The 12,500-nt window shown below is 40.8% G+C and carries 8 protein-coding genes and 1 rRNA gene (1 of these 9 running past the window's edge); all 9 read left to right on the forward strand.

Annotated elements, in window-relative coordinates:
- A complete protein-coding gene (gene dnaA, locus BSM4216_RS00005) occupies window positions 1-1,344 on the forward strand; it encodes a chromosomal replication initiator protein DnaA (protein ID WP_048622312.1) in 1,344 nt (447 codons plus the stop codon).
- Window positions 1,345-1,530: 186 nt separating this feature from the next.
- A complete protein-coding gene (gene dnaN / locus BSM4216_RS00010; protein WP_048622313.1) occupies window positions 1,531-2,673 on the forward strand; it encodes a DNA polymerase III subunit beta in 1,143 nt (380 codons plus the stop codon).
- A 403-nt stretch (window positions 2,674-3,076) separates the two neighbouring features.
- Window positions 3,077-3,295: a S4 domain-containing protein YaaA gene (yaaA, locus tag BSM4216_RS00015; RefSeq protein WP_003353420.1), complete on the forward strand. Its 219-nt coding sequence runs from the start codon at window positions 3,077-3,079 to the stop codon at window positions 3,293-3,295.
- A 16-nt stretch (window positions 3,296-3,311) separates the two neighbouring features.
- On the forward strand, window positions 3,312-4,436 hold the full coding sequence (gene recF, locus BSM4216_RS00020; protein ID WP_048622314.1) for a DNA replication/repair protein RecF: 1,125 nt from the start codon (window positions 3,312-3,314) through the stop codon (window positions 4,434-4,436).
- A gap of 4 nt (window positions 4,437-4,440) precedes the next feature.
- Window positions 4,441-4,698: an extracellular matrix regulator RemB gene (remB, locus tag BSM4216_RS00025; RefSeq protein WP_048622315.1), complete on the forward strand. Its 258-nt coding sequence runs from the start codon at window positions 4,441-4,443 to the stop codon at window positions 4,696-4,698.
- A 279-nt stretch (window positions 4,699-4,977) separates the two neighbouring features.
- Complete coding sequence (gene gyrB / locus BSM4216_RS00030) at window positions 4,978-6,903, forward strand: DNA topoisomerase (ATP-hydrolyzing) subunit B (protein WP_048624338.1); 1,926 nt, start codon at window positions 4,978-4,980, stop codon at window positions 6,901-6,903.
- Between the two features lie 101 nt (window positions 6,904-7,004).
- Window positions 7,005-9,470: a DNA gyrase subunit A gene (gene gyrA, locus BSM4216_RS00035; RefSeq protein ID WP_048622316.1), complete on the forward strand. Its 2,466-nt coding sequence runs from the start codon at window positions 7,005-7,007 to the stop codon at window positions 9,468-9,470.
- Between the two features lie 328 nt (window positions 9,471-9,798).
- Entirely contained in the window at window positions 9,799-10,890 is a 1,092-nt protein-coding gene (locus BSM4216_RS00040; protein WP_048622317.1) for an HD-GYP domain-containing protein, read from the forward strand.
- 375 nt (window positions 10,891-11,265) lie between these two features.
- Window positions 11,266-12,500: ribosomal RNA gene (locus tag BSM4216_RS00045) — 16S ribosomal RNA — on the forward strand (it continues 320 nt past the right edge of the window).

The raw sequence follows: 12,500 nt of genomic DNA on the forward strand, positions 1-12,500 counted from the left end.
ATGGAGAATATTGAGGATTTGTGGAATAAAGCGCTTGCCAGTATTGAAAAAAAGATCAGCAAGCCAAGCTTCGAAACATGGCTAAAGTCAACCAAAGCCCATGCGCTTCAAGGCAACACACTAATCATTATCGCTCCCAATGAATTTGCTAGGGATTGGCTCGAAGGACGCTATTCGCAATTAATTGCGGGAGTCATCTATGAGTTGATTGGCGAAGAACTCGATATTAAATTTATCATCCCTCAAAATCAGGAAGAAAATGATTATGACATACCCGTTCCCAAAAAAGTCCAATCTAAAGATGAAGAGTATGACTTTCCTCATAGCATGTTAAATCCGAAGTATACATTTGATACATTTGTTATTGGATCCGGAAACCGGTTTGCTCATGCCGCTTCTCTTGCAGTAGCGGAAGCGCCGGCTAAAGCATATAATCCTTTATTTATCTATGGGGGAGTGGGGTTGGGAAAAACCCACTTAATGCATGCGATCGGACATTACGTTCAAGAGCATAATCCGTCAGCAAAAGTTCTTTACATTACATCCGAAAAATTTACAAATGAATTTATCAATTCCATTCGCGATAATAAATCTGATGAATTTCGCAATAAATATCGTAATGTCGACGTTCTTTTAATTGATGATATTCAGTTTTTAGCGAAAAAAGAACAAACACAAGAAGAATTTTTCCATACCTTTAATACATTGCATGAGGAAAGCAAACAAATTGTCATCTCCAGTGACCGTCCTCCTAAAGAGATCCCAACTTTGGAGGATCGGCTGCGATCGCGTTTTGAGTGGGGATTAATCACGGATATTACTCCGCCTGATTTGGAGACAAGAATTGCCATCCTCCGCAAAAAAGCGAAAGCAGAAGGATTGGACATCCCTAATGAAGCCATGCTTTATATAGCCAATCAAATAGATACAAATATTCGGGAGCTGGAAGGAGCTCTTATTCGTGTTGTTGCTTACTCTTCCCTTATCAATAAAGACATTAATGCTGATTTAGCGGCAGAAGCATTAAAAGACATTATTCCAAGTTCTAAGCCAAAAGTAATTACCATTCAAGAAATTCAACGTGTTGTAGGAGAACACTACAATGTAAAAATAGAAGACTTTAAAGCGAAAAAACGAACAAAGTCCATCGCGTTTCCAAGACAAATTGCCATGTATTTGTCAAGGGAACTGACAGATTCCTCGCTGCCTAAAATCGGGGAAGAGTTTGGGGGCCGTGACCATACAACGGTTATTCATGCGCATGAGAAAATTTCGAAGCTGCTGCAAACGGATGAGCAATTGAAAAGAAGCATTGCGGAAATTGAAAACAAATTGAAATCGTAAACGGGAATACTGTGAATAACACGACCAAGGCTAGCCACAGTCTGTCCACATGTGGATAGGCTGTGTTTTCGTGTAATTAACAAGTTTATCCACATATCCACAGGCACTACTATTACTACTACGATTTTTTTAAATAAAAAATATATATGTTTTTAACAAAAAATTATTCTCATGGAGGCTATTAAAATGAAATTCGTCATTCAAAAAGACCGTCTTGTTCAAAGTGTTCAAGATGTAATGAAAGCAGTTTCCTCACGAACAACAATCCCCATATTAACTGGTATAAAAATTGTAGCCGATCACAGAGGAGTTTCTTTAACAGGGAGCGATTCCGACATTTCCATTGAATCTTTTATTCCTACGGTAGAAGAAGATGATCAAATAGCGACTATACAAGAAAGCGGCGCTGTTGTTCTACAAGCTAAATTTTTCAGTGAAATCGTCAAAAAGCTGCCGCTCGACACAGTGGAAATTGAAGTCACCAATAAAAGCAATTACCAAACTGTCATACGGTCAGGGCAAGCGGAGTTCAATTTAAACGGATTGGATCCTGATGAATACCCGCATTTGCCGCAAATCGAAGATGGGAAAGTCTTTCAATTGCCGGCGGATTTAATGAAAACCATTATTCGGCAAACTGTTTTTGCAGTGTCCACGTCAGAAACACGTCCAATCTTGACAGGTGTCAACTGGAAAGTGGAAGGAAATGAACTTATTTGCGTAGCCACGGATAGCCATAGGCTTGCGCTGAGAAAAGCGGCTGTAGAAACTGAATTTGAAGAAGCATACAGCGTGGTGATCCCGGGAAAAAGTTTAAGCGAATTAAGCAAAATTTTAGATGATTCATCGGATCCAGTAGAAATTGTGTTTATGGAGAATCAAGTTTTATTCAAAATGAAACATATTTTATTCTTTTCAAGATTGCTGGAAGGGAATTATCCGGATACATCTAGACTGATTCCTACCGAAAGCAAAACCACCATTGAATTAAATACAAAAGAGTTTTTGCAAGCTATTGACCGCGCTTCTCTCCTTGCAAGAGAAGGACGAAATAATGTTGTCAAGCTATCCACCGTAGAACAAAATGAAATTGAAATTTCTTCTAATTCTCCTGAAATCGGGAAGGTCATTGAATTGGTAAAAAGCCAGCGAATTGAAGGGGAAGAGCTAAAAATCTCATTTAGCGCCAAATATATGATGGATGCTTTAAAAGCGTTGGAAGGCACCGAAATTCGTATTCAATTTACGGGAGCTATGCGCCCCTTTGTGATAAGACCTATTATGGATGACTCAATTTTGCAGCTTATTTTGCCGGTGAGAACGTATTAATTTCGTAATTAAACTGTTTTCGATCCATTTGAAAGCTGTCCGCTTTGCGGTGCCTCAACGATTACCGCAAGGCGGATCTTTGTTTAAAGCATTATGCTATAGGGTGGCTTGAGATTAAATCACTGCAAACAAAATGTTTAAAGGTTTTGATACAGAGTTTTCACTATTTGCTGGTATCTGACTCTTAAGGTTCTTCCTTCTATAGTGGATTTTATGGCGAAGGCAGGCCTTTAAAAGGGTCAGTTTTTTATTGGATGATCGAAAGAGAAAATCAGTTGCGGCCATCTCTATTTAATTCCATTCTTGGATTTGGGTGTTTTGAGACAAGTATGATTTTGAATTTACCTGATTATTTTAGTAAAATTAAATTTTAGATACTAAAATCGGAAAGCAGTGAGCACGAATGGCAGAAAAGGTTTTTATCGATACAGACACCATTACTCTTGGACAATTTTTAAAATTGATCAATGTGATTTCTACGGGTGGAATGGCTAAATGGTTTTTGAGTGAAAACGAAGTGTATATAAACGGAGAACTGGACCAACGGAGAGGGAAAAAATTAAAACCAGGCGATACCGTTGTCATTCCTTCCGTCGGTGAATTTGTCATTACACGAACTTAAAAAGGGTGTCGCGTAAATGTACATGAAAGAGCTGGTATTGGAAAATTTTAGAAATTACGAATCTTTGCAATTAACTTTTGACAATAAGGTGAATGTGATACTCGGGGAAAATGCCCAAGGAAAAACAAATGTACTCGAAGCGATTTATGTATTGGCGATGGCTAAATCCCATCGCACGTCAAACGATAAAGATTTGATTCGCTGGGATGAAGAGTATGCTAAAATAGAAGGTAGAGTGGAAAAACGGCATACCTCGATTCCATTAGAATTAACGATTTCAAAAAAAGGGAAAAAAGCGAAATCCAATCATATTGAGCAGCAAAGATTAAGTCAATATGTTGGAAATTTGAATGTCGTGATGTTTGCTCCTGAGGATCTTCATTTAGTCAAAGGAAGCCCGCAAGTTAGACGCCGTTTTATTGATATGGAGATCGGACAAATCTCTCCTGTCTATTTACATGATATTAGTCAATATCAAAAAGTTTTACAGCAAAGAAATCATTATTTAAAACAGCTGCAGGCTAATAAGCAGCACGACAAAACGATGCTGGAAGTTTTGAATGAACAGTTAATTACGTTAGCGGTAAAGATTGTTCAAAAACGTTTTGAGTTTATCCGGCTTTTAGAAGAATGGGCTCAGCCGATTCATTCCGGAATCTCCAGAGGACTTGAAAAATTAAAAATCGATTATCGTCCGTCTATCGATGTATTAGAAGATGACGATTGGTCAAAAATGGTAGAAGTATTCGAAGAAAAAATTTCTTCTCAAAAGGAGCGGGAGATTGAGCGCGGGGTCACGTTGATAGGCCCTCACCGGGATGAATTGGTTTTTATGGTGAATGGAAAAAACGTTCATACCTTTGGATCGCAAGGACAGCAAAGAACGACAGCTCTTTCTGTAAAATTGGCGGAAATTGAGTTAATTTGCTCGGAAATCGGCGAATACCCTGTGCTGCTTTTGGATGACGTTTTATCGGAATTGGATGATTTTAGACAGTCGCATTTGCTGAACACCATTCGCGAAAAAGTTCAGACATTTGTCACTACAACTAGTACAGACGGCATTCATCATCAAACGTTGAAAGAAGCAGATACTTTTCATGTGATGGCCGGCAGGGTGTCAAAACAAGATGGAGGTTAAAAGAATGTATTTGCATGTAGGAGATGATTGCATAATACATGCAAAAGATATTGTGGCCATTTTGGATCGGAAAGGTTCGGATATTCCCAGCCTTTTGCAGTATTGGAATAGAACGGGGAAGATCCCGAAATCATCGGTTTTGCCTCCTGACTGTAAATCGATCGTCATTACAACGGAGCAAATCTATTTTTCACCGTTTGCCTCAGGTACTCTGAAAAAACATTTAACCCGCATAAATGGTCATTCAGTTTTTAATTTTTAATTTCCTTAACAAGAACGGATTCGGGATTTGCTGTCCGGAAAGGTATGTTCAACAAACTTCCGACTTCCGACGAAATGGAGAAATTTCCTCCTGATCCACTCGACCCGGCTCATTTATGCGAAGTATACAGATCTTTAGATCGTTTATATAAATCAACATTGGATGCCCGCTTATGTTGTGTCGGGCTTTTGCGGTTATTTCCCCGTTTTTTGACGGGGCTGTACGAGCAGTGAAAGCAGGAAAAGGCATTGAAGAAAGAGCAGGTGATTGAATTTGGCGATAGATAAGAACGAACAAAATTCTCAATCGTATGATGCTAGCCAAATCCAGGTATTAGAAGGTCTGGAAGCTGTAAGAAAACGACCTGGTATGTATATTGGATCAACAAGCAGCAAAGGTCTTCACCACTTAGTCTGGGAAATCGTTGATAATAGTATTGACGAAGCACTTGCCGGATATTGCAGTGAAATCAATGTCATTGTTGAAGAAGACAACAGTATAACGGTGATTGACAACGGCCGCGGTATCCCAGTGGACATTCAAGAAAAAATGGGCCGTCCGGCAGTAGAAGTCATTATGACCGTTCTTCATGCCGGCGGGAAATTCGGCGGAGGTGGGTATAAAGTATCCGGGGGCCTTCACGGAGTTGGTGCTTCCGTTGTTAATGCCTTATCCACTGAACTGGAAGTGTTTGTCCATCGGGATGGCAATATTTATTATCAAAAATACCGGCGCGGTGTCCCAGTAGAAGATTTGAAAACGATCGGTCATACCAATCGAACGGGAACAACCGTTCATTTTAAGCCAGACCCGGAAATTTTTACGGAAACCACCGTGTTTGATTATGACGTATTAGCGACAAGAATTCGTGAACTTGCTTTTTTAAACCGGAATATCAAGATTACCATCGAAGATCGCCGTGAAGGGCAAAAAAGAAAAAATGAATATCATTACGAAGGCGGAATCAAGTCTTATGTCGCTCATTTAAATCGTACCAAGGAAGTACTTCATGAAGAACCCATTTATGTTGAAGGTTTAAAAGATGATATTCAAGTAGAAATTGCCTTGCAATACAACGAAGGTTTTTCCAGCAATATTTATTCATTTGCCAACAACATTCATACGTATGAAGGCGGAACTCATGAATCTGGTTTTAAAACAGCCTTGACTCGAGTAATCAATGATTATGCCCGCAAAAACGGACTGATAAAAGATTCGGATCAAAATTTATCAGGAGAAGATGTCAGAGAAGGGCTGACCGCCATTGTTTCCATTAAACATCCAAATCCTCAATTTGAAGGTCAAACGAAAACAAAATTAGGAAATTCAGAAGCTCGCACCGTTACGGACGCTCTTTTCTCTGAGCATTTTGAAACCTACCTACTTGAAAACCCATCCGTGGCCAGAAAAATCGTAGAAAAAGGATTGATGGCGGCGAGAGCGCGGCTGGCAGCTAAAAAAGCACGTGAATTGACAAGAAGAAAAAGTGCATTGGAAGTTTCCAGTTTACCGGGAAAACTTGCCGACTGTTCTTCACGCGATCCATCCATCAGCGAATTGTTTATTGTGGAAGGGGACTCGGCAGGAGGATCTGCCAAGCAAGGCCGCGATCGTCATTTCCAAGCCATTTTGCCTTTGAGAGGAAAAATTTTGAACGTGGAAAAAGCGCGGTTGGATAAAATTTTATCCAACAATGAGATCAGAATGATCATTACCGCTTTAGGCACCGGAATCGGGGAAGAATTCGATATTTCAAAAGCCCGCTACCATAAGGTGGTCATCATGACGGATGCCGATGTAGACGGTGCTCATATCCGTACGTTATTATTAACCTTTTTTTATCGTTATATGCGCCAAATCATTGAAGCGGGCTATGTTTATATAGCACAGCCTCCTTTATATAAAGTTTCTCAAGGAAAGCGAATTGAGTATGCATATAATGATCGGCAATTGGACGAAATTTTATCCAGTCTTCCAGAAAGTCCAAAACCAGGCATTCAACGTTATAAAGGTTTAGGGGAAATGAATCCGGAACAATTATGGGAAACAACAATGGATCCTGAAACAAGAGCAATGCTTCAAGTTAGTTTGGAAGATGCCATAGAAGCTGACGAAACATTTGAAATGCTGATGGGAGACAAAGTAGAACCGCGCAGACAATTTATTGAAGAAAATGCTTTGCACGTAAAAAATCTAGATGTTTAATACAGCAGGATAGATGAAAAGTCTATCCTGCCTTCGTAAAGAAAACAGATTCTTACGGCTGACACGCCGGGAACTGTGTGTATGAAGGAGGTTCTTAATAAATGGCAGATATGCCTAGTTCTAGAGTACAAGAAGTGAATATCAGCCAGGAAATGCGTTCTTCCTTTCTTGATTATGCCATGAGCGTCATCGTCTCCCGTGCTATCCCCGATGTCCGCGATGGTCTTAAGCCGGTGCATCGCCGTATTTTATACGCGATGAACGATCTTGGAATGACGCCGGATAAAGCATATAAAAAATCGGCTCGTATTGTCGGCGAAGTCATTGGGAAGTACCATCCTCACGGTGATGCCGCCGTTTATGAAACGATGGTCCGTATGGCTCAAGATTTCAGCTACCGCTATATGCTTGTGGACGGACATGGAAATTTCGGTTCCATTGACGGTGATCCCGCTGCCGCTATGCGTTATACGGAAGCCCGTATGTCCAAAATTTCGATGGAATTATTAAGGGACATAAACAAAGACACGATTGACTATAAAGATAACTATGATGGATCTGAAAAAGAGCCTGAAGTGTTACCATCCCGATTCCCCAACCTGCTTGTAAACGGATCATCAGGAATTGCGGTTGGAATGGCAACCAATATCCCGCCTCATCAGTTGGGAGAAGTCATTGATGGCATTTTAGCATTAAGCAAAAACCCGGACATTACGATTTCAGAGTTAATGGAGTACATTCCGGGGCCTGATTTCCCAACAGCAGGACTTATTATGGGAAGAAGAGGCATTCGTAGAGCGTATGAAACCGGCAGAGGGTCGATTACACTACGGGCGAAAGCGGAAATTGAAACAAAATCCAACGGAAAAGAAGCCATTATCATCACTGAAATTCCTTATCAAGTCAATAAAGCCAAATTAATTGAAAAAATCGCAGAACTCGCTCGTGATAAAAGAATAGATGGCATTACGGATTTAAGAGATGAATCAGACCGTCGCGGTATGAGAATTGTCATCGAAGTGCGCAAAGATGCCAATGCCAATGTATTGCTTAATAATTTATATAAACATACAGCTTTGCAAACAAGTTTTGGCATCAATTTGTTGGCTCTTGTAGACGGTCAACCTAAAGTATTGAACTTGAAGCAATGCCTGCATTATTATCTCGAGCACCAAAAAGTTGTCATTCGCAGAAGAACGGAATTTGATTTGCGAAAAGCAGAAGCGCGTGCACATATTCTGGAAGGATTGCGCATTGCACTCGATCATATTGATGAAATTATTAATCTTATCCGCTCCTCTCAAACAACGGATATTGCCCGGCAAGGCTTAATGCAACGTTTTTCTTTGACCGAAAAACAAGCCCAAGCCATTCTTGATATGAGGCTGCAGCGGTTGACAGGTTTGGAACGGGAAAAAATTGAAGAAGAATATCAAAATCTGATTCGTTTAATCGCTGAACTAAAAGCGATTCTTGCCGATGAAGAGAAAGTACTGCAAATTATCCGCGACGAACTTTTAGAAATTAAAGAACGTTTTAATGATAAACGCCGTACAGCGATCATGGATAGCGGAGTCGACGAAATTGAAGATGAAGACCTGATTCCCGAGGAAAATATCGTGATTTCGCTCACTCATAACGGTTATATTAAACGCCTTCCACTTTCTACTTACAAAAGCCAAAAGCGCGGCGGCAGAGGCATTCAAGGCATGGGAACGAACGAAAATGATTTTGTGGAACATCTCATTACGACGTCGACCCATGACACGATTTTATTTTTCACTAACAAAGGAAAAGTGTATAAAACGAAAGGGTATGAGATACCGGAATTAGGAAGAACCGCAAAGGGAATTCCAATCATCAATGTGCTTGGAATTGAGAAAGATGAATGGATTAATACCATGATAGCCGTGGAAGAATATCATGAAAATTGGTATTTAGTCTTTACGACCAAGCATGGGATTACAAAACGAACGCCGCTGAGAGAGTATGCTCATATTCGTACGAACGGCTTGATTGCTTTGACATTAAGGGAAAATGACGAACTCATTTCGGTTAAATTGACAGATGGAAACCAAGATATTGTCATTGGAACAAAGAACGGCATGATGATTCGGTTTAAAGAAACGGAAGTTCGGTCGATGGGTAGAACTTCTACTGGTGTGAAAGGAATTACGTTGGATGATGACGATGAAGTTATTGGAATGGAATTGCTGCATGATGGCGAAGAAGTTCTGATCGTTACTCGAAACGGTTATGGAAAACGAACGCATGAAGCTGAATATCGAATTCAAGGGCGCGGAGGAAAAGGATTGCGCACTTGCAGAATCACTCCGAAAAACGGTCCTCTTGTCGCTATAAAAACGATTTCTGGTGAAGAAGACATCATGCTCATGACTGCTGGCGGTGTTTTAATTAGGATGGATGTTCAAGACATTTCTCGAACGGGAAGAAATGCACAAGGAGTAAAATTAATTCGCCTTGACGAAGATGAATATGTCGCCACCGTAGCCGTTGTTGAAAAAGAAGAAAGCGACAAAGAAGAAGATCAAGAAACGGAAGAATAGGTCAAATTTCTTCTTCAGGACACTTCATTAAATTTCCCGCTAACTGTAATGATGTGAGAAACATATAAGCTAATCGATTTATATATGTTCATTAGGTGGTCTTAAAAATGGTGTATCTTCTCTCTCAATTGAAGAAAGAGAAGATAGACCTTTTTCTTTTGTATAAATTCCTTGATACTGGGATTAAAAAAAGAACTATTTTAGATTGATTAGAAATGAATGGAAAAATTGAAAAAATTGATAATTTTTTGCAATATTTTTTTAATTCCCTCTTCATTTTGGAGTTTTTTTGGTAAATTGGTAATAGATAATGATGGAGGGATTCTTAATGGAGGTAAGAGTGGAAGAGCTGGAAGCGGGTCTGACTTTAAACAGCGATGTTTTAGGTCTTTCAGGCTACCCTATTATTCCTAAAAATACAGTACTAACAGATGAGCATATCGAGATCTTGAAAGCCTTTTCCGTATCATCTGTCGATGTAAAAGGCAAGGAACGGAAGAATTCATTCACTAAATCCAAAAATCAATCGCCAGTGTCAGCCGTTCGAACGCAAGAATTTGAAAAAAATACGAATAAGCAAACAAACCTTTTTGATTTGTATATGAATGGGGTAGTGTCGTACGAAAGAGAATTCAAAAAATGGCAGTCCGGATTGGGAATTGACATAAATGCTGTGAGAAAGATTATTCTGCCTTTAATAAAAACGATCGAATTTCAAAAAGATAAATTGATTGAAATTCTTGATTTTACCACAAAAGAGAAATATTTATTTCATCATGCAGTATCTGTAGGCATGATCAGCAGTTCCTTAGCCCAAGAAATGAAGCTTGGAAATGGGACGTCCATTCAAGTGGGACTGGCGGGTTTATTAGCGGATTGCGGCATGGCTAAAATCAATGGTACTCTTTTGAAGCCGGACAAACAATTATTTTCTCAATATAATGACATTAAGCAGCATGTCATGCATAGCTATAATATGGTCAAAAACATTAATCTATTGAGGACGGAAACGAAGCTTAGCATTCTCCAGCATCATGAAAGACTAGATGGAAGCGGTTATCCTCTTGGTGAAAAAGGTAAGAGAATCCATTTACTTTCACAAATAGTAGGTATTGCGGATCTTTTTCATCATATGGTTTCAGAAAGAGTTCATGAGAAAAAACAACCGTTATTTAAAGTGCTCGAAACGATTCGTCATGATTTGTTCGGACAATTTGATATTCAAGTTGTTAATGCTCTTTTAAGTCTTTTCGCTCGTCTATCGATTGGCACAAGAATCCAGCTGATGGATCAAAGGATCGCAACGGTTCTATTTGTAAATGACAATGAAAAAACAAGACCGATTATTAAAATAGAGGGTACAAACGAAGTGATTGACATGGCGGCTAAAAGAGATTTGGTCATTGATAAGGTTCTTTAAAAGAGTTTAAAGCTCAATCACGGAGGCCTATATTCTTTTATGTTATTTTAATCAAATTACATTTAATGGATGATTGAAATTCGAGCTGTTTCGCAGTTCATTGAAAATAGGAGTTTAACTATTGTTTTAAACTATACTTTTGAAAAAACAAAAAAACAAAAACAGACATTATACGAAAATAGGGGTTGAAATCTTTCAAGATCATTGTTATCATATCTAGCGGAAAGTTTTTTGGTCATGTTTTTTCTTTTAAAAAAATATTGACTCACTAATTTGAATGTGATAATATATAAAAGTCGCTTAATTGATCTTTGAAAACTGAACAAAACGAAGCGTAAACCAATGTTTCGATAGAAACAAGCCAAGTCAAATTTCTTTTTGGAGAGTTTGATCCTGGCTCAGGACGAACGCTGGCGGCGTGCCTAATACATGCAAGTCGAGCGGACTTTCAAGAAGCTTGCTTTTTGAAAGTTAGCGGCGGACGGGTGAGTAACACGTGGGCAACCTGCCTGCAAGACGGGGATAACTCCGGGAAACCGGGGCTAATACCGGATAATATCTTCCTTCGCATGAAGGAAGGTTGAAAGGCGGCGCAAGCTGCCGCTTGCAGATGGGCCCGCGGCGCATTAGCTAGTTGGTGAGGTAACGGCTCACCAAGGCGACGATGCGTAGCCGACCTGAGAGGGTGATCGGCCACACTGGGACTGAGACACGGCCCAGACTCCTACGGGAGGCAGCAGTAGGGAATCTTCCGCAATGGACGAAAGTCTGACGGAGCAACGCCGCGTGAGCGAAGAAGGTCTTCGGATCGTAAAGCTCTGTTGTCAGGGAAGAACAAGTACCGTTCGAACAGGGCGGTACCTTGACGGTACCTGACCAGAAAGCCACGGCTAACTACGTGCCAGCAGCCGCGGTAATACGTAGGTGGCAAGCGTTGTCCGGAATTATTGGGCGTAAAGCGCGCGCAGGCGGTCTCTTAAGTCTGATGTGAAAGCCCACGGCTCAACCGTGGAGGGTCATTGGAAACTGGGAGACTTGAGTGCAGAAGAGGAGAGCGGAATTCCACGTGTAGCGGTGAAATGCGTAGAGATGTGGAGGAACACCAGTGGCGAAGGCGGCTCTCTGGTCTGTAACTGACGCTGAGGCGCGAAAGCGTGGGGAGCGAACAGGATTAGATACCCTGGTAGTCCACGCCGTAAACGATGAGTGCTAAGTGTTAGAGGGCTTCCACCCTTTAGTGCTGCAGCTAACGCATTAAGCACTCCGCCTGGGGAGTACGGCCGCAAGGCTGAAACTCAAAGGAATTGACGGGGGCCCGCACAAGCGGTGGAGCATGTGGTTTAATTCGAAGCAACGCGAAGAACCTTACCAGGTCTTGACATCCTTCGCTACCTCTAGAGATAGAGGGTTCCCCTTCGGGGGACGGAGTGACAGGTGGTGCATGGTTGTCGTCAGCTCGTGTCGTGAGATGTTGGGTTAAGTCCCGCAACGAGCGCAACCCTTGACCTTAGTTGCCAGCATTCAGTTGGGCACTCTAAGGTGACTGCCGGTGACAAACCGGAGGAAGGTGGGGATGACGTCAAATCATCATGCCCCTTATGACCTGGGCT

Source organism: Bacillus smithii (assembly GCF_001050115.1).
In the GTDB taxonomy this organism is placed as follows: Bacteria; Bacillota; Bacilli; order Bacillales; family DSM-4216; genus Bacillus_O; species Bacillus_O smithii.